17 protein-coding genes are annotated in these 22,433 nt (G+C 37.9%); 12 read left to right on the forward strand and 5 right to left on the reverse strand.

Annotated elements, in window-relative coordinates:
• Positions 1–183: 183 nt before the first annotated feature.
• Positions 184–2,700 carry a TonB-dependent receptor domain-containing protein gene (locus ACFOOI_RS17460; RefSeq protein WP_379839327.1) on the forward strand — a complete coding sequence of 839 codons (2,517 nt, stop codon included), beginning with the start codon at positions 184–186 and terminating at the stop codon, positions 2,698–2,700.
• Between the two features lie 127 nt (positions 2,701–2,827).
• Here the strand turns inward: ACFOOI_RS17460 and ACFOOI_RS17465 are convergent, their stop codons facing one another.
• A complete protein-coding gene (locus ACFOOI_RS17465) occupies positions 2,828–3,271 on the reverse strand; it encodes a hypothetical protein (RefSeq protein ID WP_379839328.1) in 444 nt (147 codons plus the stop codon).
• Between the two features lie 172 nt (positions 3,272–3,443).
• Between ACFOOI_RS17465 and ACFOOI_RS17470 the strand changes: the two genes are divergently transcribed.
• From ACFOOI_RS17470 to ACFOOI_RS17510, 9 genes are all read left to right on the forward strand, one after another.
• Positions 3,444–3,782 carry a PadR family transcriptional regulator gene (locus ACFOOI_RS17470; protein WP_379839329.1) on the forward strand — a complete coding sequence of 113 codons (339 nt, stop codon included), beginning with the start codon at positions 3,444–3,446 and terminating at the stop codon, positions 3,780–3,782.
• A 3-nt stretch (positions 3,783–3,785) separates the two neighbouring features.
• On the forward strand, positions 3,786–6,242 hold the full coding sequence (locus ACFOOI_RS17475; RefSeq protein WP_379839331.1) for a PspC domain-containing protein: 2,457 nt from the start codon (positions 3,786–3,788) through the stop codon (positions 6,240–6,242).
• 235 nt (positions 6,243–6,477) lie between these two features.
• A complete protein-coding gene (locus ACFOOI_RS17480; RefSeq protein WP_379839332.1) occupies positions 6,478–6,909 on the forward strand; it encodes a nuclear transport factor 2 family protein in 432 nt (143 codons plus the stop codon).
• Positions 6,910–7,109: 200 nt separating this feature from the next.
• Complete coding sequence (locus tag ACFOOI_RS17485) at positions 7,110–8,756, forward strand: UxaA family hydrolase (protein WP_379839333.1); 1,647 nt, start codon at positions 7,110–7,112, stop codon at positions 8,754–8,756.
• A 33-nt stretch (positions 8,757–8,789) separates the two neighbouring features.
• On the forward strand, positions 8,790–10,208 hold the full coding sequence (gene uxaC, locus ACFOOI_RS17490; protein ID WP_379839334.1) for a glucuronate isomerase: 1,419 nt from the start codon (positions 8,790–8,792) through the stop codon (positions 10,206–10,208).
• 15 nt (positions 10,209–10,223) lie between these two features.
• Positions 10,224–11,258 carry a PfkB family carbohydrate kinase gene (locus ACFOOI_RS17495; protein ID WP_379839335.1) on the forward strand — a complete coding sequence of 345 codons (1,035 nt, stop codon included), beginning with the start codon at positions 10,224–10,226 and terminating at the stop codon, positions 11,256–11,258.
• Positions 11,255–11,893 carry a bifunctional 4-hydroxy-2-oxoglutarate aldolase/2-dehydro-3-deoxy-phosphogluconate aldolase gene (locus ACFOOI_RS17500; protein ID WP_379839336.1) on the forward strand — a complete coding sequence of 213 codons (639 nt, stop codon included), beginning with the start codon at positions 11,255–11,257 and terminating at the stop codon, positions 11,891–11,893. The genes ACFOOI_RS17495 and ACFOOI_RS17500 overlap by 4 nt, the downstream gene beginning before the upstream one ends.
• Before the next feature lie 13 nt (positions 11,894–11,906).
• Positions 11,907–13,205 (forward strand): MFS transporter, encoded by a 1,299-nt coding sequence (locus ACFOOI_RS17505; protein WP_379839337.1) that lies wholly within the window; start codon positions 11,907–11,909, stop codon positions 13,203–13,205.
• Positions 13,206–13,341: 136 nt separating this feature from the next.
• Positions 13,342–14,601, forward strand: a complete 1,260-nt coding sequence (locus ACFOOI_RS17510) for a hypothetical protein (RefSeq protein WP_379839339.1) — start codon at positions 13,342–13,344, stop codon at positions 14,599–14,601.
• An 86-nt stretch (positions 14,602–14,687) separates the two neighbouring features.
• On the opposite strand, the gene ACFOOI_RS17515 is transcribed toward ACFOOI_RS17510, so the two are convergent.
• Positions 14,688–15,458 carry an XRE family transcriptional regulator gene (locus ACFOOI_RS17515; RefSeq protein ID WP_379839340.1) on the reverse strand — a complete coding sequence of 257 codons (771 nt, stop codon included), beginning with the start codon at positions 15,456–15,458 and terminating at the stop codon, positions 14,688–14,690.
• A 356-nt stretch (positions 15,459–15,814) separates the two neighbouring features.
• On the opposite strand from ACFOOI_RS17515, the gene ACFOOI_RS17520 reads away from it, so the two are divergent.
• Positions 15,815–17,536: a GMC oxidoreductase gene (locus ACFOOI_RS17520; protein ID WP_379839341.1), complete on the forward strand. Its 1,722-nt coding sequence runs from the start codon at positions 15,815–15,817 to the stop codon at positions 17,534–17,536.
• 5 nt (positions 17,537–17,541) lie between these two features.
• On the opposite strand, the gene ACFOOI_RS17525 is transcribed toward ACFOOI_RS17520, so the two are convergent.
• The gene (locus tag ACFOOI_RS17525) at positions 17,542–17,892 is read right to left on the reverse strand and encodes a Spx/MgsR family RNA polymerase-binding regulatory protein (RefSeq protein ID WP_379839343.1); all 351 of its coding nucleotides are present in this window, start codon (positions 17,890–17,892) and stop codon (positions 17,542–17,544) included.
• A 189-nt stretch (positions 17,893–18,081) separates the two neighbouring features.
• On the opposite strand from ACFOOI_RS17525, the gene ACFOOI_RS17530 reads away from it, so the two are divergent.
• Complete coding sequence (locus ACFOOI_RS17530; RefSeq protein WP_379839344.1) at positions 18,082–19,347, forward strand: thioredoxin family protein; 1,266 nt, start codon at positions 18,082–18,084, stop codon at positions 19,345–19,347.
• Between the two features lie 52 nt (positions 19,348–19,399).
• Here the strand turns inward: ACFOOI_RS17530 and ACFOOI_RS17535 are convergent, their stop codons facing one another.
• Together ACFOOI_RS17535 and ACFOOI_RS17540 are read right to left on the reverse strand one after the other, a co-directional pair.
• Positions 19,400–20,863: an NADH-quinone oxidoreductase subunit N gene (locus ACFOOI_RS17535; protein ID WP_379839345.1), complete on the reverse strand. Its 1,464-nt coding sequence runs from the start codon at positions 20,861–20,863 to the stop codon at positions 19,400–19,402.
• Positions 20,860–22,431 (reverse strand): complex I subunit 4 family protein, encoded by a 1,572-nt coding sequence (locus tag ACFOOI_RS17540; RefSeq protein ID WP_379839346.1) that lies wholly within the window; start codon positions 22,429–22,431, stop codon positions 20,860–20,862. Before ACFOOI_RS17540 ends, ACFOOI_RS17535 begins: the two co-directional genes overlap by 4 nt.
• Between the last annotated feature and the right edge of the window lie 2 nt (positions 22,432–22,433).

The raw sequence follows: 22,433 nt of genomic DNA on the forward strand, positions 1-22,433 counted from the left end.
TATATTTCAGGATTTTAAGACAAAAAATCAATATTTATAGATTTTTAGTCTCTTTTTAGCGTAAACCAAATAATCGGCTATTAGTATCCTTTTATCATCAATAACAGGTAGTTTATCTAAAATAATAAAAGTGCTGAAACCCTTGCTCTATTTTTGTGTTATATTTTCAAAATAAAACTATTTATGTATTTAAAAACATTACTTTTCCTTTTAATCTGTTCGTTTTCTGCTGTTGCACAGTTTCCTGCCGCTGCTCCTTCTAATAATCTCAAAGGAGATGGTAAAATCACGGGTAACCTCATTGATAGCACTACCAAAGCTCCTGTAGAATATGCCACTATTGGACTTTACAGAGTTTCGGATATGACGAAGCCTATCGATGGTACTCTAACTGATGATGCGGGTAAGTTTACCCTTAAAGATTTGCCAAATGGCAAGTTTGCTATCAAATTCACATCTATCGGTTTCAAAGATAAAATAATTAACGTAGGCGAGTTGACAGATAAAAACAAATCTATCGTGCTAGAAAACGTTATTCTAAATACAAATGCTCAGCTTTTGAATGAAGTAATGGTTACGGGTCAAGCCGCTGTAATAGAAGAGCGAGTAGATAGATTGGTGTATAATGCAGACAAAGATATTACCTCTAAAGGTGGTGATGCAACAGAGATACTTAGAAAGGTACCTTTACTTACAGTAGATTTAGATGGCAATGTACAGCTTAGAGGAAGTTCAAATATCAGAGTTTTGATAAACAATAAGCCTTCTACTATAATGGCGGCAAGTGTAGCAGATGCTTTGAAGCAAATACCGGCAGACCAAATTAAGACTGTGGAGGTAATCACTTCTCCGTCTGCAAAGTATGATGCTGAGGGTTCGGGAGGTATCATAAATATTATTACCAAGAAAAATAACATAGAAGGATATTCACTTAACACTGACTTAGGTGTTGGTAATAGAGGTGCTAACTTGGGTTTAAATGGTTCGTTGAGAACAGGTAAATTTGGCATGAACATAGGTGGGTATGGAAGATGGATGGTTAACCCATCGGCTACTACTTTCGAGCAAAGAACGAAAGATATAGAGAATGTCTTCATGACAAGACAAACCGGAGATGCGAATGACAGGATGGTTTTTGGTAGATATACTTTAGGTGCTGACTATGATATTTCAAAAAACAAATCGCTTTCTGCAGGTGCGAGGTTTGGTACAAGGAGTTTTGCTCGTGACCAAAATTTGCAAATTGACAGATTCCAAAATGATGTAGCCATTTCAAATACATTACAAAATATAGTCTCTAATAATCCCTCACTTAACTGGGATTTTAACCTAGACTTCCTGCACGTAATTAAGCCTTCCAAAGAATTCAGTATCTCCACACTATATAGCAGAAGCACGGCAAATAGTGAATTTACAAATACGCCATTGAATAATTTAGATGCAGCAGCCAAAGCATTAACAAACTTAAATGACAACCTAAATCAGGAATATACAGCTCAGATGGACTATATGACTCCTATCAAAAAAAATCAACTTTTTGAAGTAGGAGTAAAAGGAATTATGAGAGAAGTGAATAGCTCATTTAGCTATCTGTTGGGAGGAAAAGCAATAAACGATGACGGAAGACCAAGTGGGTCGTTAGATTATAACCAAAACATTGGGGCTGGATATTTATCATATACATATTCTACTAAATCTAAATATACCTTTAAAGTTGGTACAAGATATGAGTACACATCTATTGATGCGGTTTCTAACAACACTACCGCTATTAATATTCCGAGCTATGGAAATTTGGTGCCAAGTTTAAATATCTCGAAAACTTACGGAGGCAAGTATACTGTAAAAACAGCTTATAATAGAAGGATTCAAAGACCAGGTCTTCAGCAATTAAACCCCAACGTAAACCAAGCCAACCCACAAAGTATCCAAATTGGTAACCCAAGCTTAAATCCTGAAATAGCGGATAATATTGAGTTAAGTGTAAGTGCAAGTATTAAGAAAATTTATTTAAATTTTTCAACTTTCGGAAGGTTTACGGGCAATTCTATTTCTCAGATTTCATATACATCTGACTTAGATCCTTCTAAATTAATCACTACTTACCAAAACGTTGGACAAGACAATGCATATGGTTTTAACCTTTTCGGTAACTTAACCATTACACCTAAATGGATGCTAAACGGAGGTATTGAATCATTCTATAACTTTATATCTGGCCAGGCTGCTGGACTTAATGGAGTTTCAGTGCCAGTGTCTAACCAAGGATGGAACGTTTCGGGTCGTTTGATGTCATTTGTTACTTTAAACAATGGTTGGGCTATCCAAGCCTTCAGTTTCGCGAGAGGAAGCAGGGTGTTGCCTATGGGTCGTCAGGGAGGTTTTGGGTATTACTCTTTGGGAGTGAAAAAAGACTTCAAAAACAAAAAAGGAAGTATCGGAATGTCGGCTCAGAACTTCTTAGCCAATTCATTGAAGATAAAATCAAATATAGAAACACCGCAATTTTACCAAAATAGCGTGAATCAAATGTTTAACAGAGGTATAAACCTCAATTTGTCTTACAAGATTGGTAAGTCAGGTGCAAACGCTATGCAGCCAAGAAAAAGAGCAAAAGGTGTAAGCAATGATGACGTTAAAGAAGGTGGCGGCGACTCTTCTGCACAGCAACCAGCTCAAAGCACAGGTAGACCAAGATAATAATAGAAATAATAGATTGAAAAGTTGAAAAGGCTCAAGACTTCTTGGGTCTTTTTTTTGTTTAAAAATAATATTATATCTAAAAAATGAGTAGGGTTTGCAAAAGAATTTCTAATGAAAAGTTGAATTAAATAAACAAGGCCTTAATAAACTTGAGCGTCAAAGCCTGAATTACTCCCCAAAAAAGTCCACAAACCAGCATTTTTGTAAATATCTCAAATTTGGGGTATTTAAAAGAAATGGCCAAGAAGCTGCCAACTATAGGAGTGAAAAGTAGGGGGGTTAGGAATGAGATTCCCCACAGGCCAAGCGAAGATTTTACTTTAATGCCCAGTCGGGTAGTTTTGGTAAATATCTTTTTAGGCTTCTTTGATTTAAACGAGCCGATCTTTAACAACGACAGCACGTTTCCTCCGTAAACTATTACCGTTACGGTGATCATCATTCCTGCAGCTGAACAAATAGCGGTTTCCCACCATTTCATGCTCATAGCTATGCCCGCCAAAGGACCTCCTACAAACTTTATAGTTGAGGCTGAAATCACCGCCAAATACTTTGAAAATCTCCACATGTTCAAATTTCCAATGTTCCTTTCAACAAACCTAAACAACCTTTTAAAATATTTCAATAAAAAAAATACATATAGTATCTTGCATTACAAAGTACCTTCCTTTATATTTGTATCACAATTATGAAAAAGCTATTTAAGAAAAGATGAAAAAGTTGACCAAAAAATTAACATTATGAATTTAGAAAATGCTCAGGTACAAATGCGGAAAGGCATTTTGGAGTATTGTATTCTGCAAATAATATCAAGAGGTGAGGTTTATGCCTCCGAGATATTAGACGAACTTTTGGATGCAAAAATAATGGTAGTAGAAGGGACCTTATATCCACTGCTTACCAGACTCAAAAATGCCGAATTATTAGATTATAACTGGAAAGAATCTACTTCAGGGCCACCAAGAAAGTACTATGTACTTACTGAAAAAGGATTTACTTTTTTAGAAGGCCTAGGCACTACTTGGGTAGAGCTGTCTGGCTCAGTAAATTCTATTGTACAAAAATCAAAAAATGCTTAAACGATGAAAAAGACATTACAAATAAACTTAGGTGGCCTCACCTTTAATATCGAAGAAGATGCATACACTAAGCTAAGTGGATATTTGGCATCCATACAAAAGCACTTTTCTAGTTATGAAAGTTGCGTTGAAATTATCCAAGACATAGAGGGCAGAATCGCTGAAAAGTTTTATGAAAAAACATCTGCAGGCGGTATTATTGAGCTGGATGATGTAGATAAAATCATAAAGTCAATGGGTAGCGTTTCTGACTTTGAAGCCATACAAGAAGACGAAGATCTTTCGAAGCCAATTTCAGAAGAGAAAAGGGAGGAGAAAACTGAAGAAAAAGAGACTGTTTTTGAAAATCAAAAAACTGAGTATAAGGAAAACAATACTAGACCCAATACTAAATTTTATAAAGACGGAAAAAGAAAAGCTTTGGGTGGAGTTTTGTCTGGACTGGCCCATAGATTTGAAATGGACGTAGTTTGGTTGCGTATCTTATTTATAGTTTTGGCATTTGGTTTAATTGACCACGGTGTTGGTCCGTTTTTCTTTATTGCCTATATAGCCTGTTGGATTGCTTTCCCTGAAAGGCTTGACCTTGAAGAAAACGTAAAAATCAAGAAGTTTTACAGAAACCCGGATAACAAAGTTTTAGGTGGGGTGGCTACCGGTTTGTCACAGTATTTGGGCATAGACCTGGTGATTGTGAGGCTTTTATTTGTAGTTACAGGGTTCTTTGCGGTAGGAATATTTATTTATATTATTTTCTGGATAGTGGCACCAAATGCTGTCACTTTAACTCAGAAAATGGAAATGAAAGGACAGCCCGTTACACTTGAAAATATCGAAACTTCTATCAAGTCCAACGCTATGCCAAGAGAGGCAAGACAAGAGAGTGCCTTGGCCAAAATATTACTTTTCCCGTTCCGTTTGTTAGGAATCATATTAAAAGCTTTGGGTCAGTTGGTTAGACCTATTGGATCTGTAATCAGGGTTTTTGCTGGAGTTTTATTAATGATTCTTGGGGCTTGTATCGCTTTCGCTGCATTGATAGCTACAGGCGTATTTTTTGGAGTGGTGTCCAATAACGATTGGATTGGCGGCGAGCACTTTATAGGAACCATCACGCGTGATTTCCCTCCAGTAGGTGGCTTCTTTGCCTTTTTATGTACGTTTATTCCTGGTGTAGCACTTACTATTGTGGGTTTATCTTTGATCAGTGACCAACATCACGGCAATCGAAATTTCTGGCTGACCACCTTGGCTTTGTGGTTTGCAGGTATAGTAGGTATGAGCGTGGTAGGTTCTAAGTATGCCATGAATTTTTCGAATACCTATAAGTTTGGTGATGAGGTAGTATTAGCTAACAATCCAGGTGTTTTATATCTAGATGTTTTGGAAGAAGATTTAGATGACCAGGTTGTGATTAGATTTAGTTCAAACGTATATTTAGAGGCTTCGGACAATAATACCTTATTGTTAGAGAGGAAATTTAAAGCAAAAGGTAGAACTAAAGAAATTGCTTCGAAAAATGCCAAAAACATCATGTACGAGGTAACTCAAAAAGACTCGGTGTTGATTTTTCCAGACAATATCGTATTAGGAGGGGAAGTTTTATTGAGAGGACAAGAAGTAGATGCTACTCTTAAAATTCCTTTGAATAAGAAATTTAAAATGACCGAAAGGTTTGCTAAAAGAGAGTTGCGTAACTCTTGGAAACTGACGGATAAGTATGGTATTAGATTAAGTGATGTAGAGAAATATACGTTCCATATGTCAGAAAACGACGATATCATATGCGAAGATTGCCCGGAGCTAACAGAGTCAGAAAGAGAAGCTCTAAGTAATAGAGGGTTTGACGACGACGACTTTGGTTTTGGAGGTGACTTTAAAGACAGAGGCGAACACAAAAGGGCTATAGATGTCAGCAGTTTTGACGAGTTAGAGTTGGGGAATAATTTTATTGTTTATATCAAAAAAGGCGACTCTGAAATTGTAGAATTTTACTCAAATGACGAAGGTGAGCTAAATGACGTTGAGGCAGAGGTTTCGGGACATAGGCTAAGTATTGGCTTTAAAGATTCTTTTAAAAACCATGATTCTAGAATTCACGTCTACATCACCACGCCAAATCTGAATGATGTTGAGATATCGGGTGCAGTAGTAGCGAAAGTAATTGGCTTTAAAGACCAAAACAAAATGAATATCGGCCTTTCTGGAGCATCTAAACTTGCAATAGATATAGAGAGTGAAATATTAAATGTAGAAGCTAGCGGAGCATCGAAACTTGTTTTTAAAGGTAAAGTGGAAAAAATGAATATCGACATAAGTGGTGCGAGTAGCATTGACGCCAAGGACATAGACATAAACTATGCTGACATAGACGCAAGTGGAGCCAGTGTAGTGAATCTTGGTAAAACCAATCATCTAAAAAAAGATGTGTCAGGTGGAAGCAGAGTAGAGCGAGAGTAGGATTTTATTTAGATAACCCAAAGCCACGATTTGAAAAATAGTCGTGGCTTTTTTGTGTTTAAAGCATTTTTAAACCATGTATACACATAAAATCATCGGCAACGTTTGCATAAATATATTCGTTTTTTTTATTGATTTTCAAATATCAAAGGTCTAGATTCATGTTTTTTTAGGATAAAAAATATTCTGTGAGATTTTTAAGCCAATTCAATATATACTCAACCCATTTTATAAAATGAAAAAATATTTTTCTGCAATAGCCCTACTTTTCGTTATGGTGATTCCATCAATAGGTCAATCTAAAGCTGTAAAAGAAGTAAAAGATGCCTTAGAAACATTGAGACTTCAGATGTTAGAGCCTACTGCTGGAATGCTAAAGAGCTTGTCATGTTCAAAACTGTCCTATGGACACTCAAGTGGGAAAATAGAAAATCAAGAGCAGTTTGTAAAAGCCCTTGAAAGTAAAAATTCGGATTTTACTACCTTAAATTTTGATGAAGTTGACATTCAAGTGGTAGGTAAAACCGCCACAGTTAGGCATATTTTAGACGCCGATACCCACGATAACGGCAAAGAGCCAGGACATGTAAAACTAAAAGTGCTTTTGGTTTTTGTAAAAGAAAAAGGGAAATGGCTTTTGCTTGCTCGTCAGGCAGTGAAAATGTAAGATTTAAAGACAGTCTTGTGTTTTATTTGGTTGAAATAGGTTATTACAGCAAATAAATTCCAAAGTTTAGAGTTCATTTGTCAAAAAAGTATTGAAATTAGATAATCAGCAGAATATTTTTAAAAATAATCTAAGTAGTTTTGAATCCGCTTAAATTGCTTAAAATAGATTTAAATAAAATTCTTGAAGATAAATAAATTATGCAACAAAAGGTACTGAAGGTACAGCCTAGTGATAATGTAATTGTAGCATTAGTTGACCTCAAAGCAGGTGAGGTAATCACGTTTGAAGGGAAAGATTATACCATAAAAATAGATATGCCGGCCAAGCATAAGTTTGCTCAGGTTGATTTCGAAAAAGGAGATTCTATTTTTATGTATGGCGTTTTGGTAGGTAAAGCCCAACAAAAAATCGAAAAAGGCGAGTGGATCACTGTATTTAATGTAAAACATGCAGCCAATGATTTTAAAGTAGGCGAAAGAAAAACAAACTGGGATATTCCAAATGTTTCTGATTTTGAAGAAAGAACTTTTTTGGGCTATCACAGAGCCGACGGAAGCGTAGGTACCGCCAATTATTGGATAGTGTTGCCATTGGTTTTTTGTGAAAACAAAAACCTAGAAATCATGAAGTCTGCCTTAGTGGAGGATTTGGGTTATGGAAAAAAACAGAAATACCAGAAACACACCCAAGCTCTAATATCGCTTCATAAAGCAGGAAAGAGTGTGGAAGAAATATTATCTGCTGACTTTGAAACATCGGAAGCAGACGAACACGAGAAACTTTTTAAAAATGTAGATGGTGTTAAGTTTTTAAGTCATGACATGGGTTGTGGAGGCACAAGACAAGACGCCCAGGCTCTGTGTGGTTTACTTGCGGGCTACATTACCCATCCAAATGTGGCTGGAGCTACAGTTTTGAGTTTGGGATGTCAAAACGCCCAATACAGCATGCTTCAGGAAGAACTAGATAAAAGAGGTGGAGCAGGAAAACCTGTATTTTTCTTAGAGCAGCAACAACTTGGCACTGAAGAAGCCTTAGTTAGCTCGGCAATAAAACAAACATTCGTCGGCTTAATAGAAGCCAATAAAATAGAGCGTAAACCAGCAGGTTTAGATAAGCTCATAATAGGCTTAGAGTGCGGAGGTTCAGATGGCTTCTCCGGCATTTCGGCTAACCCAGCTATTGGATATACCTCAGACCTATTGGTGGCATTAGGTGGTACCGTTATTTTGGCTGAGTTTCCTGAACTTTGCGGAGTAGAACAAGAGCTAAGCGACAGATGCGTGGAGGTCGAAAGTGCCGAGAGGTTTAGTTATTTGATGAAAACTTATAACGATAAAGCCGTAGCTGCTGGCTCAGGTTTTGATATGAATCCATCGCCAGGCAACATCAAAGATGGTTTGATTACAGATGCCATTAAGTCTGCTGGGGCGGCTAAAAAAGGCGGCACTTCGCCAGTAGTGGCAGTGTTAGATTATCCTGAAAAAGTAACAAAAAAAGGTTTAAACTTATTATGCACACCGGGTAACGACGTAGAGTCTACCACAGCAGAAGTGGGCTCAGGTGCAAACATAGTATTGTTTACAACAGGTTTGGGTACACCCACAGGTAATCCGATAGCTCCAGTAATAAAACTGGCAAGTAATACAAAACTTGCTCAAAAAATGTCTGATATTATCGATATAAACACGGGTTCAATAACCGAAGGCACCGAAACCATCGAGGAGGCAGGCAGAAGAATATTAGATTTTGTAATAGAAGCCGCAAGCGGAAAGCAAGTGGTTAAGTCGGTTCAAAATCAGCAAGACGACTTTATTCCTTGGAAAAGAGGAGTAAGTCTATAATTTTTAGTTTACATTATTACATTCAAATATAAAATGGTTAAGGAATTTTTAGATCAAGATTTTTTATTAAAAACAAAAACGGCACAAGTGCTTTATCATGAGTATGCATCAAAAATGCCCATCATCGATTATCACAATCACCTACCGCCTGACCAAATATTAAATGATATAAATTTCAACAATTTAACCCATGCTTGGCTATATGGCGACCACTACAAATGGAGAGCCATGCGTACAAATGGCATAAACGAAGCATACTGTACAGGGGAAAAAACAGATTTTGAAAAATTTGAGAAATGGGCGGAAACAGTGCCCTATACCATGCGTAACCCGCTATATCACTGGTCGCACTTAGAGCTACAAAGGTATTTTGATGTAAAAGAAATATTAAACGCAGGTTCTGCCAAAAGTATTTACGATGAGTGTTCGGCTAAGCTTCAAACACCCGAATATTCGGTAAGAGGTTTGTTGAAGAAGATGAACGTCTCTACAGTTTGTACTACTGACGATCCATTGGATAGTTTAGAGCATCACATTGCTTATAACGCTGAACTAAAAGCAAAAGGAAACCATTCGGAAGTAGTTATGTTACCGGCTTTCAGACCGGATAAATTTATATTGATAGATAATCCAAACTTTGCGGGATATTTAGAAAAGCTTTCGGCAATTGTAGGTTTTGAAATAAACGATTACGCTAGTCTTCAAAAAGCACTTCGTTCACGTGCTGACTTTTTTGCTGCACAAGGTGGAAAAGTTTCTGATCACGGTTTAGAAGAAATATATGCAGATGATTTTACAGAAGAACAAGCTGATGCAGTACTTAAAAAAGTATTCCAAAATATAGCCATTACAGATAAAGAAGCGAGATTGTTTAAGTCGGCGATCTTACACTTTTTGGGTGTTATGTATTCAGAACTTGGATGGATTCAGCAGTTTCACCTTGGAGCTTTGAGAAACAACAATAAAAGAGCCATGCGTTTGCTAGGACCTGATACAGGTTGGGACAGTATCGGCGACTGGTCACAGGCCAAAGCTCTTTCTAAATATTTAGGTAAATTAGATGAGTTTGACCAATTGTCTAAAACCATTATTTATAACCTTAATCCAGCAGACAACGAGTTAATGGCTACCATGATAGGTAATTTTAACGACGGTTCGGTAGCGGGTAAAGTTCAGTGGGGTTCAGGATGGTGGTTTTTAGATCAAAAAGACGGGATGGAAAAACAAATCAACGCTTTGTCTAATATGGGTCTTTTAAGCAGATTCGTAGGTATGTTGACTGACTCCCGTAGTTTCTTATCGTTTCCAAGACATGAATATTTCCGAAGAATTTTATGTAATATTTATGGAAATGATATCGAAAATGGCGAATTGCCAAACGATATTCCATATATTGGAAAAACAATTCAAGATATTTGTTTCAATAACGCCAAAACGTATTTCGGTTTTTAATAAATTCTAATTCTAATGAAAAAAGTCCTCACCTTCGGGGAAATATTACTTCGTATGTCTCCTGAACTCGGCGGAGCATGGATAGGCAAAGCTGCTATACCCACCTATATTGGTGGAGCAGAGCTAAATGCCGCCATCGCCTTGGCCAAATGGGAGGTGCCAGTAGCTTATTGTTCGGCAATGCCTCAGAATGCTTTGTCTCAAGAAATCAAAGATGAGCTAATTCGTAAAAATGTAAATGTTGATGCTATCCAAATGTGTGGAGAGCGTATCGGGATTTACTATTTGCCACAAGGTGCCGACCTAAAAAATGCGGGTGTAATATATGACAGGGCTTACTCATCGTTTGCTGGTTTAAAAACCAATCAAATTAATTGGGAGGAAATATTTAAAGACGTGTCTTGGTTTCACTTTAGTGCTATCAGTCCGGCTCTCAATCAAGACGCTGCTGACTTATGCTTAGAAGCAGTAAAAGCTGCTAAAAAAGCAGGTGTAAAAGTTTCGGTTGATCTAAACTACAGAGCCAAACTTTGGAAATATGGAAAAGAGCCGATCGATATAATGCCCGGCCTAGCTCAGTATTGTGACTTGATAATGGGTAACCTTTGGGCAGCCAATAAATTACTAGGGATATCTATTGACCCACAAATAGCGGTTAATAATGCCACCAAAGAGGAGTATTTAGCAGAAGCTATCAGGAGTTCGAAAGAAATTTTAGCAAAGTTTGAAAACTGCACATATGTAGCGGATACTTTTAGGTTTGATCATGGTACTGAAGGCATTTCGTATTACACCACCTTTTTTGCTGAGGATAAATTATACGTTTCTCCTCATTTTATCAAAGACAAAGTAATAGACAAAGTCGGTAGTGGAGACTGTTTTATGGGAGGGTTATTATATGGATTATATAACGAATCGCCTTATCAAGACCTCATAGATTTCGCGGCAGCAGCTGCTATCGGAAAGTTAAATGAGCTCGGTGATGCCACTAACCAAACCAAAGAAGATGTGTTAGCAATTTTAGAAAATCAATCAATATCAAATAAATGACAAAGACTGCCATACTAGACCTCATAGTTTCAAAACCCTTGGTTCCGGTTTATTATAATGCTGATTTTGAAACCAGCAAGTCGGTAATAAAAGCCTGCTACGAAGGCGGAATTCGAGTTTTTGAATTCACTAACCGTGGAGAAAAAGCCAAAGAGGTCTTTGGTAAACTAGTAGAAGTAGTAAAAGCCGAATGTCCTGGAATGATTATTGGCATCGGGACCATCGTAGACGGTAAAACAGCTGAAGAATATATCGCCATGGGAGCTGACTTTATCGTGCAGCCGGGTTTAACTCCAGAAGTAGGAGAGGTATGTGTAGCCAAAAATGTAGTATGGATACCAGGTGTGATGACGCCAACCGAAATATACAGAGCTTTGGCACTAGGAGCAGACTGTGTTAAGATTTTTCCTGGCAATGTGGTGGGTTCGGGCTATGTGAAAGCATTAAGAGGGCCAATGCCGGATGTGAAAATAATGGTAACCGGAGGAGTAGAGCCAACGGAGGCTAGTCTGAAAGAATGGTTTGGTGCAGGAGCCAATGCCGTAGGCCTAGGTTCTCAATTATTTAAAGATTTCGGAAATTTAGATGAATTCAAAACAAAAATAAAGAGCTTATTTGCCTTTATTCAACCTTAAAAATAAATACATTATGAACAACAAAGTAGGTAACTATAGGTGGACCATCTGTGCACTTGTATTCTTCGCTACCACAGTAAATTACCTCGACAGGCAGGTGATAAGCTTGTTAAAGTCGGTGCTTTCTGAGGACCTAAAATGGGACGACGGCGATTACGCCAATATTGAAATCGCATTCAAGCTTTTTTATTCATTCGGAATGCTGATTGCAGGTAGCATTATTGATAAGTTAGGTACTAAAAAAGGGTATGCGGCCGCTACGGGTCTTTGGAGTTTAGCTGCTGTTGGACATGCTTTTGCATCTTCTACAGTGGGTTTCATGGTAGCAAGAGCGTTTTTAGGAGTTACAGAAGCAGGTAATTTTCCTGCAGCCATAAAGTCTACAGCCGAATGGTTTCCTAAAAAAGAAAGGGCTTTAGCCACAGGTATATTTAATTCAGGCACTAATATTGGGGCCATTGTGGCACCCCTTACAGTTCCAGTAATTGCCGTTTATTGGGGATGGCAATGGGCGTTTATTTTGACGGGTCTCATTGGTTTTATTTGGTTGGTTTTATGGCAAATGTACTACACCTCGCCCCAGGACTCTAAGAAATTAAGCAAAGCCGAATATGATTATATTCACTCAGACAAAGAAGACGAAGAAGCTGAAAAAGTAACTGAAAAAGTGGCTTGGATAAAGCTTCTGGGCTACAAACAAACTTGGGCGTTTGCATTAGGTAAGTTTTTGACAGATCCTATTTGGTGGTTTTACCTGTTCTGGTTGCCTGATTTTTTACAGAGTCAATATAAGCTTACTTTAATGGAAATGACAATTCCCGTTGCCGTAGTATATATGATTTCTACCATTGGTAGTGTGGGAGGCGGATATTTGCCAATGGCATTTATTAATAGAAACTGGCCGGCTTTCAAGGCAAGAAAAACCTCAATGTTTATATTTGCTATGTTTGTATTCCCAGTAGTGTTTTCACAGAAAGCAGGAGAAATTAATATGTGGCTTGCAGTATTGGTTATCGGTATCGCTGCCGCTGCTCATCAAGCTTGGAGTGCAAATATTTTTACTACAGTTTCTGACATGTTCCCTAAAAAAGCGACTGCCTCAGTTACGGGTATTGGAGGCATGGCCGGAGGCTTAGGTGGTATATTGTTAACGTGGGCTGTACAAAAAAACATGTTTGTATACTATCGTGAATTGGGGCAAATAGAAACCGCATATTTGATCATGTTTTGGATTTGTGGAGGTGCATATTTGTTAGCATGGTTAGTAATGCACTTGTTGGTTCCTAAAATGAACAAAGTGATTTTAGACTAATATATTTTTAGTATTTTTTTAAGGTGGCCTCGAAAAGGCCACCTTTTTGTGTTTTACGGCTAAAATAGTCGCTTTGGTTTGTTTTATATGATTTTTAAATCTATAATTGTATGCCACAACCACGGGCCATGTAGTAATGCAAAAAGTAATCCAAAATATAACTAGCCATAAGCAAGTCATACTTTCTTATTTGGCTATCTTTATCGTATTGTTATTCCTTATCCCTTTTCCACAGCATGGGGGATATGATAGGCTCTGCTGGATCACATGGGCAAACTTTATCTTCGGTAATGGACTAGAGAATATCTATAAATTTGATGTAGATTATCTGCCTTTGTATCATTATGTCTTATACTTTTATGGACTCATACAAGGGAGCTCCGAAAAGATTGTATCTAATATTAATCAGCTTAAATATGTAACGCTCCTCTTTGAGGTTGTGAGTATATATTTTGTGTATTTGCTCATTTTACCAAAGTACAAAACCCAATTCACGGCCTTTTTTGCTACTTTGTTTATTTTGCTCAATATTTCGTTTTTGTATGATAACTTTCTTTACGGTCAGGTAGACGGTATATATACGGCTATGGCGTTTCTTTCTATCTTTTTTGCAATAAACAAAAGAGTTGGTTTGAGTTTGCTGTTTATTGTTATTGCTATCAATTTCAAACTCCAGGCTATCGTGTTTTTGGTGTTAGTAGGGTTGATATTAGTGCCCGAAATCATTAAGAAATTTTCGTTTTCTAATCTTATTTCTTGGATCTTGCCTTCACTTATATTCCAGGTTTTGGTTATCCTTCCTTTTGTGGTTAGTGGTGATTTTAGCACTTTGGTTTATGTTATCAAGAGTTCTATGGGTAGGTATCCGAAAGTCTCTATGGGGGCGTATAATATTTGGTATTTGATTTTCGACGCACCTTATGAAATTAACGACAAGCAAGGCGTATTTGGTAGAAGCTATCATAAGTATGGCTTACTTCTCTTTTTTGTTACATCAGGTATCGCACTTTTACCGCTCATACAAAATGCTTTCAATGCCATTTTAAGGAGAAAAGTTAAAGAAGTTAGCGTGGCCTATATATTACTTGTGGCCACCATTATTCCGTTTGTTTTTTTCTTTTTTAATACACAAATGCACTCTAGATATGTACATTCTTCAGTATTAATGGGTGGTGCCTATGCTTTGTATACTAAAAGGGTTTGGTCATATGTGTTACTAAGTGTTGCGTATTTTTTTAATATCGAAGGAGGGATAAAAATGCTCAAAGGTGATATTAGTGAATATAAAACGTTACTTTTTCAACCCAAGTTTGTGGTGTTTGTTTTTCTGATTGCCCTACTTAGGTTGTTTTATGAATTATTTTATAAGAAATATCTTAGTTCTGAACGTAACTGATAAGCCGTTTTTTTTCGAAACGGTAATTCTTTCCCTCAATGTATTCAGTAATTTAGCTTTCGGAAGCTTTAAAAACGAGCTTTAACCTACTTACCTATACGTTGCATTTTTAATTCTACCACGTCTGCCTGTATATTTTGAATAGCAGAAAACACCAAGTCTGAAATTGGGCTGTCTGTTGCATTTATACTACATACAAAACTCCAAATCTCAAATATCTCTTCGGGCTTAACTTTGTAAGGGGCATAGGCCTTGTTGTCTGAGTGTAAGTGAATATTTCCATCTTCGTTTATTTTGTTGTAAAGTCTTTTATAAACCAAGCCTTCGTGCTGGGTGAGTACCACGTAGGTTTTGCCGTCTTTAATGTCAGAGACCGACTCTACGTAGCTTCCTACCACATACGCACCGCTTTCTAGTGGTGGCATAGAATCACCTTTTATCGGAAATCCTCTGAATTTGCCGCTTTCGGCAAAAGGGAGCGATATTCTCGGTAAGTTTTCTATGAAGGTTTCGTCGCTATATCCATCTAAATATCCGGCCGATGCCTTTATGGGAACAAGCTCTACGAGGTCTTTGCCTTCGGAGTCTACCATAACTGGAAACAAGATTCTGTTTCCGCCAATTTTAAGTAGGTCTCTTAGGTCTTTGACTTTTGTAAGGTCTATTTTTAACAATGAATCTATCGAAACATTAAAGTATTCTGACAGCTTCACAATCAAATCTATCGGTGGCTCTGCCCTGTGTTCTTCCCATGAACTTAGGCGTGAACGTGTAATGTTCAGGTCATTTGCTAAGTACTCTTGAGATACCCCTCTCAAATGTCTCAGGTGAGCTATATTTTTGCTGATTTTTTTCATTGCTAATTATTTAAGCATAAAATTGGTAAAAATATGAGTATAATGCAAGAGGTGTTTTTGATAAAAAAAATATTGCTAAAATTGTTACCAATATTTGATCTATAGCATTTCTGAATTAATCGTATTTTAGTAGTTTCATAGCGTCACTTTTACTTTTTTATATTTGAGTAAAAGTCTTGGGCTTGTATTTTTAAATTTTTACAAAAAATAGCTAAAAGTAAGTACGAGTTAAAAACAACTATTTTACTTCAGCTACGTCTATAAACTGGATCATTTAATCTAAATTCGGCTGTTTTTTACAATACTTCGCAAGGCTTTTTAGTTATTTTTGAAGAATATAATTCAACCTTTCATAAATGAACTTAAACACAAAAGGCAAAGAGCAAAATACATACGATGCAATAGTAGTAGGAACTGGAATAAGTGGCGGTTGGGCAGCAAAAGAGTTGTGCGAAAATGGTCTTAAGGTGTTGCTACTAGAGCGTGGTCGTGACGTTAAGCATATTACAGACTATCCGCATGCATTGCAAGCTCCGTGGGAGTTAGAACATCGTGGTAGATTATCTAATGAAATTAAAAGCAAGTTTCCATACCAAAGTGTGGAAGGAAACTATCCAATAACCGAAGCAAATCAAGAATTTTGGTTGCCCTTTGCTGATAGTCCATATCTGCACGAAAAGCCTTTCAATTGGTTTAGGGGTAGCGGTGTGGGCGGCAAGTCGCTGCTTTGGGGTAGGCAAGTGTATCGTTGGGGTGATTTTGATTTTGAAGCTAACGCTCGTGACGGCATAGCCGTTGACTGGCCGATAAGGTATAAAGATTTGGCACCGTGGTATGACCACGTAGAAAAATTTATAGGGGTTAGTGGTACAGCCGAAGGTATCGATCATGTGCCTGACAGTATTTTTCAGGCCGCCATGGACATGAATTGTGTAGAAAAAGACTTTAAACAAAAAATGCTGAAGTCTTTTGGCAAGCGAACGGTTACTATTGGGCGTGTGGCTCATATTACACAGCCTACTGACGAGCAAACGGCCTTGGGCAGAACGTCTTGCCAATATCGCAATGCCTGCACAAGTGGGTGCCCATATGGGGCTTATTTTAGTACTCAGTCTGCTACCCTTCCGGCGGCTCTTAAAACGGGTAACCTCACCCTTAGGCCTGACTCAATAGTTTCTAGCGTGTTATACAATGAAAAAACGCAGAAGGCCGACGGCGTAGAGATTATCGATGCCAAAACCAAGGAGGCGATTTCTTTCTATGCAAAAGTGATTTTTCTCAATGCTTCTACTATTGGCTCTACGCATATTATGCTCAACAGTGTTTCGGCTCGTTTTCCGAATGGTCTGGGCAACGATAGCGGGCAATTGGGTAAAAACCTCATGGATCATCACTCGAGAGCAGGGGCATCGGCTACTGTGGAGGGTTTTGAAGATCAGTATTATTTTGGAAGGCGGGCAAACGGCTTGTTTATTCCGAGGTATAGAAATATCGGTTCAGATAAGCGAGATTACATCAGAGGGTTTGACTATCAAGGTGGCGGCGGAAGGCAGGGCTGGTCTAAGCCGCTACCCGAAGACATGATTGGTGCCGTACTCAAGGAACGCAGCACGGTGCCTGGCTCGTGGAATTTTAGCTTGGGAGCATTTGGAGAAACCCTTCCTTACGAAGAGAATAAAATGTTTTTGAGTAAAACCGAAAAAGACCAGTTCGGTATTCCGAAAATTATATTTGACGCCGAGATAAAAGATAACGAGAAAAAAATGCGGGTAGATATGGCAAATGATGCCGCCGAAATGTTTGAGGCTGCGGGCTTTAAAAATATTAGGAGCTACGCCAAAGATGACTTTGCCCTTGGTCTTTCAAAGCACGAAATGGGAACAGCAAGGATGGGGAAAGACCCCAAAACCTCGGTGCTCAATGCAAACAACCAGGTTTGGGGCTGCGAAAATGTATATGTAACAGACGGAGCCGCGATGACGTCGTCAAACTGCGTAAATCCTTCGTTGACGTATATGGCACTTACCGCAAGGGCTTGTGACCACGCTGTGTCCGAACTCAAGCGACTAAATCTGTAGTTTTTTTATCCAAATATTTCTTGGTATTGGGCTTCGTCAAATCCCAAGGCAATTATTTTGGTGTCTTTGACTATAATGGGCCTTTTGATAACCGAAGGTTTCGCTATCATTACGGGTATGGCGGTTTCAGTAGTTTCTAAGGCAGTTTTGTCTGTGTCGCTAAGGCCACGGTAGGTGGTGCCTTTTTTGTTAATTAACTTTTCTAAAGGCTGTTGCTTTAGCCATTCTTGTATTTTTTGGTCAGAAGCTCCCTCCTTTTTATAGTTATGGAAATTATAATCTAGATTTTTTGATTTTATATAGTCCAAAGATTTTTTTACGGTATTGCAGTTGGGTATTCCAAATATCTCGAGCATGGTTTTTATTATTTTAGTGTAATACAAATTTATATAAAAATACGCAGAATCTATTTTTGATTGGAAAGGCTTTGGGCTTTTATTGCGATTAAAAGCTCTTTTAACCGAACATTAACACGACTATATTTGCTTGTGATTTTTTTAATCACAAACTTTACGAAGTAATATTTTTAAAAATAAGTTTATTCTATGCATCAGTATAATTTTTTACAAATCATCAGAGTTTGCTCGTTGTCGGCAGTTTTGCTTTTTACAGGTTGCCAAACCAAGTCGCAAGACGCTAGCAGCACCGCAGTTTCTACCAAAGATATAAACACAAAAGAAATCACTTGGAACAAGAGCATCGATGACGCATTGGCTCAGGCCAAGTCTTCGGACAAGTTGCTTTTTGTAGAGTGTTATTCGCCTACTTGTCCGGTTTGTCAGAGTTTAGAGCCGTTTTTTAAGACTACCGAAGTGGCTACCAAGTATAATTCTAATTTTATCAACTATAAATTAGATGTAGGAAATGCCGAGCAAGTTAAGTTTTTAAACACACGAAATATTTATTTGCCAAGTTTTCCGCAATTTTTGTTTTTTGATGGCGATGGCAATATCGTGCACCAAGCCGAAGTAGTGGCCGAGACATCTTCGTTTATAAAAGCCGCTGACTCAGCTATTGACCCCAAAACTAGAGCGTCTAATTTTAAGCAGAAATTTGATGCCGGAAACCGTAATTTAGACCTTTTGGTAAACTTAGCGGCTTATGCACGTCTTACGCGTGATACACTTACTAATATTAAAGCAGCGGATGAGTTATTTAAGATTTATCCAAAAGACCAAATTGGTAGTGAAACAAGCTGGAAATTAACTAAAAAATGTGTTTCTGATATAGACAATGGCTTTGCCAAATACTGGTTTGACCACATGGCTGAAGCTTCTGCTATGGAGAAAAAAGACGGACACGCCGGAAATGAAAATAACATAATGGGCGGAATTATTCAGTCGTCGTTATACAGCCCGAGAGGGCATTCTTATAACACCGCAAAGCTCAATCTTATAAAGCAATATATGGCTAAGGCAGGTGCTGCTCAATATGCCGAAGGTGTTACGTGGGAGTTTGAGACGGTTGCTTCTATCAGAGAAGGGAAATTGCAACAGGCACTTACTATCGGAGATAAAATGTCTGTTAAATATGGTCAAAACGGGCAATCGTTGGTATATATCACGAAAGTATTTAACGATAATTTCCCTGATAAATCATATGTAACTAAAGCCAAAGCTTGGCTTGCAAGTGCAAAACCAACCCTTAAAGAAGACAATTTTTTGGCTGAGTATTATTACGAGTCAGCAAGGGTAAACAATGCATCAGGAAATAAAGCCGCTGCAAAAGCAGATGCTCAGCAAGCACAAAACTATGCAGTTAAAGCCAAAATGGACATAGCCAAATTTGCCGCTTTAAGTAGTTCGCTTTAAAAGAAAATAAGATATTAGATTTGGGCTGCTTCAGAACTTGAAGTGGCCTTTTTTATTTTAAGAATAGAATTTGTGAAACTATCTGACTGATGCCTTCGGGTTTAAAGAAATAGTAAACTATTACGAAACTAAATACACTCAAAATAGTCGTTAAAAACAAGTTTCTGCTCGCTAACTCAAACTTATATCTGGTTTTTACTAGCATAAAGTATGGCACTTTTAGGTAATAATAAATAGACACTGCAGCATTTAGCAATCCGAATATTAGCAAGGCGTAATACGTGCTGTTTGTGGCTTCGGTTTGCATATCCATGATAGAGCTAAATACAACCAACTTGGCTAAAAAACCCAAAGTAGGAGGTAGTCCAACCAGGGCCATCATGATAATAACGGCGTTTAGTCCAAGCAAAAAGTTCTTTTGGCCGAGGCCTTTGTAATCTTCTATTTCAAAGCTTTTTACCTGTTTGTAAAGTACATCCACCAAAAAGAAAGAACCCATAGTGATAGGCAAATACAACACCATATAAAAAAACGCCCCATAGAAATCATTTGATTGATATTTTATCAAACCAATCAAGATAAATCCTGACTGAGCGATGCCCGAGTAACCCAACATACGTTTTACGTTGGTTTGCCACAGAGCCGAAAAGTTTCCATAAATAAGCGACAACACGCTAACCAATAAAATGACCGAATTTAGGTTGATGGACATTTCTTTTATAAATCGGGCAATTAGCATAATCGCCACAGCTTTCGGAGCAAAAGAAATAAAAGAAAGGATGGGAGTAGGGGTAGATTCGTATACGTCAGGCACCCAGTTATGAAATGGTGCCGCGGCGGCCTTAAAAAACAATCCTCCCAAAAACAAGAAAGAAACTATTTGAATACTAACCTCATTGTTTTTTTGTAAATAAGCATGAAAAGTCTCTGAACTGAAGTTTAACTGGTGGGTCATGCCATAAAAGAGCGATACTCCAAATAGCATGATAGCGGTAGTGGTAGCCCCAAAAATCAGGTATTTTATGCCTGCCTCAAAGTTTTGTTTAGTTTTATGAATACTAACCAGCACATAGGTAGATATTGAAACCATTTCAAGGCTAATAAAAATTACCAAAAAGTGGCTGGTCATCGTCAGAAAGTTAAGCCCGAGTATCATGGTGAAGAATACCACATAAAACTCGCCGCTCATTTTATAATCAAAAAGGCGAATATGAACCAGCATAATTATAGCTGCCAAAGCTATTAGTCCTTTAAAGAATATGCTCGTAGGATCAAGGGTTATGAAGCCGTTATAGGCCTCAATGGTGTTTGGACCTAATTTTTCATAATTTAAAACAGCCGATACCAATAAATATCCAGCTAGGGCTAAGGCTAAAATATTATATAAAGTGGCTTTGTTTTTTTTAGTATCGAAGGCCACAACTAACACCAATATCAACAAACCAAAAATGAAGACCACTTCTGGTAAAATGACACCAGTGCTTTTTAATATTTCAAATAGCTTAGTTTTTATCATTTAAAGAGAGTTGAAATCGTTGGGTTTGTGATGTTAAAAAGTATGTATGGGAATATTCCATACAACAAAGTCAAAATAGACAAGCTACCCAACATGATAATTTCGTTTCTGTTTAGGTCTATCATTTTGTCTTTATACTCTTCTAAAGTCCAGAAAGTGCCAAAAAACATTTTCTGGAATGTCCAAAGTAGATAAACCGCAGATAGTAATATCCCCAAAACTCCAACTATAGGAATCCATTTGGGTACATTGCCCGCCTGAAATGCTCCAAGTAAAGTAAAGAATTCACCTATAAAGCCAGATAGCGATGGCAAGCCCATTGAGCCAAAAAACGCAATGGTTACCATTACCGTAAATATGGGCATCATTTTGGCCAATCCTTTGAAGTTTTCTATTTCTCTATTGTGGGTTCTTTCGTAAATCACACCCGCTATTAAAAACAGCATAGAAGAAAGCAAGCCGTGGCTAAACATTTGGAAAACTGCACCGTTGAAGCCTTCCGAGTTAAATGCCGATATTCCGATGAGCACAAAGCCCATGTGAGAGATAGACGAGTAAGCGATTAGTTTTTTGAGGTCTTTTTGGGCAAGGGCGTTTAGTGCACCATACAAGATTGAAACCAACCCAAATACTGCAATGGTGGTAGAGAAATGAATGGCTATATCAGGGAAAAAACCATACGAGATTCTGATGAGTCCGTAACCTCCGATTTTTAGAAGTATTCCCGCCAAAACTACCGAAATAGGCGTTGGTGCCTCTACGTGTGCATCGGGTAGCCACGTGTGAAAAGGAACCATAGGTAGCTTTATGCCAAAACCTATGAGCAACAACCCGAACATTAAATACCTCGCCTGAATACCAAAAAGGTATACCGGTTTTTCTATACTCAAAATCGAGTTTTTAATAATGTTTACAGGGTCTGCAAGCAGTCTGTAATCAAAGCTATAAACTATTTTTTTGTATTCGTTTGTAAAAAACAAGTCGGTGTGTGACATGCCGAGTGCAATCAGTACCACCAATATTAACACAGAGCCCGCTAAGGTATAAATTATAAACTTTAGTGAAGCATAGGCCTTGTTTGGTCCTCCCCATATTCCGATAAGGAAATACATGGGAAGCAACATAAATTCGAAGAATATAAAAAACAGGAATAAGTCAATAGCCACAAAACAGCCCATTACGGACGTGCACAAAAGCAAAAATAACGTGTAATATGCCTTTTCTTTTTTTACGATTGTGAAAGAAGAAATGGTAGCGATTAAAAACACGATAGACGCCAACAGTACCATGGGAAAGCTTATTCCGTCTACTCCTAAAATGTAATCAATCGAAAGTAGTGAATTTTGGCCTAAAGCGAGCCTAATCCATTCGTAGTGCTCTATAAATTGGTAGTCGGTTTTAGTAGAGTCAAAGGCGGTCCAGATGGTGACGGTGCTTATCAAAATCAAAGCTTGAGCCACCAAAGCGATCCACTTAAACGAAACCTTGTAAACCTCAGGAAGCACCAATATGATAATGGCTGCTATCAGCGGGATTAATATCAATGAATTTAAAAGTCCTGATTGCATAT

Source organism: Lacihabitans lacunae (assembly GCF_042649125.1).
In the GTDB taxonomy this organism is placed as follows: Bacteria; Bacteroidota; Bacteroidia; order Cytophagales; family Spirosomataceae; genus Leadbetterella; species Leadbetterella lacunae.

Excerpts from the sequence above, each read along its gene's own strand:
- ACFOOI_RS17460 (WP_379839327.1), top strand. The coding sequence starts at position 184 with ATGTATTTAAAAACATTACTTTTCCTTTTAATCTGTTCGTTTTCTGCT.
- ACFOOI_RS17465 (WP_379839328.1), bottom strand. The coding sequence starts at position 3,271 with ATGTGGAGATTTTCAAAGTATTTGGCGGTGATTTCAGCCTCAACTATA.
- ACFOOI_RS17470 (WP_379839329.1), top strand. The coding sequence starts at position 3,444 with ATGAATTTAGAAAATGCTCAGGTACAAATGCGGAAAGGCATTTTGGAG.
- ACFOOI_RS17475 (WP_379839331.1), top strand. The coding sequence starts at position 3,786 with ATGAAAAAGACATTACAAATAAACTTAGGTGGCCTCACCTTTAATATC.
- ACFOOI_RS17480 (WP_379839332.1), top strand. The coding sequence starts at position 6,478 with ATGAAAAAATATTTTTCTGCAATAGCCCTACTTTTCGTTATGGTGATT.
- ACFOOI_RS17485 (WP_379839333.1), top strand. The coding sequence starts at position 7,110 with ATGCAACAAAAGGTACTGAAGGTACAGCCTAGTGATAATGTAATTGTA.
- uxaC (WP_379839334.1), top strand. The coding sequence starts at position 8,790 with ATGGTTAAGGAATTTTTAGATCAAGATTTTTTATTAAAAACAAAAACG.
- ACFOOI_RS17495 (WP_379839335.1), top strand. The coding sequence starts at position 10,224 with ATGAAAAAAGTCCTCACCTTCGGGGAAATATTACTTCGTATGTCTCCT.
- ACFOOI_RS17500 (WP_379839336.1), top strand. The coding sequence starts at position 11,255 with ATGACAAAGACTGCCATACTAGACCTCATAGTTTCAAAACCCTTGGTT.
- ACFOOI_RS17505 (WP_379839337.1), top strand. The coding sequence starts at position 11,907 with ATGAACAACAAAGTAGGTAACTATAGGTGGACCATCTGTGCACTTGTA.
- ACFOOI_RS17510 (WP_379839339.1), top strand. The coding sequence starts at position 13,342 with ATGCAAAAAGTAATCCAAAATATAACTAGCCATAAGCAAGTCATACTT.
- ACFOOI_RS17515 (WP_379839340.1), bottom strand. The coding sequence starts at position 15,458 with ATGAAAAAAATCAGCAAAAATATAGCTCACCTGAGACATTTGAGAGGG.
- ACFOOI_RS17520 (WP_379839341.1), top strand. The coding sequence starts at position 15,815 with ATGAACTTAAACACAAAAGGCAAAGAGCAAAATACATACGATGCAATA.
- ACFOOI_RS17525 (WP_379839343.1), bottom strand. The coding sequence starts at position 17,892 with ATGCTCGAGATATTTGGAATACCCAACTGCAATACCGTAAAAAAATCT.
- ACFOOI_RS17530 (WP_379839344.1), top strand. The coding sequence starts at position 18,082 with ATGCATCAGTATAATTTTTTACAAATCATCAGAGTTTGCTCGTTGTCG.
- ACFOOI_RS17535 (WP_379839345.1), bottom strand. The coding sequence starts at position 20,863 with ATGATAAAAACTAAGCTATTTGAAATATTAAAAAGCACTGGTGTCATT.
- ACFOOI_RS17540 (WP_379839346.1), bottom strand. The coding sequence starts at position 22,431 with ATGCAATCAGGACTTTTAAATTCATTGATATTAATCCCGCTGATAGCA.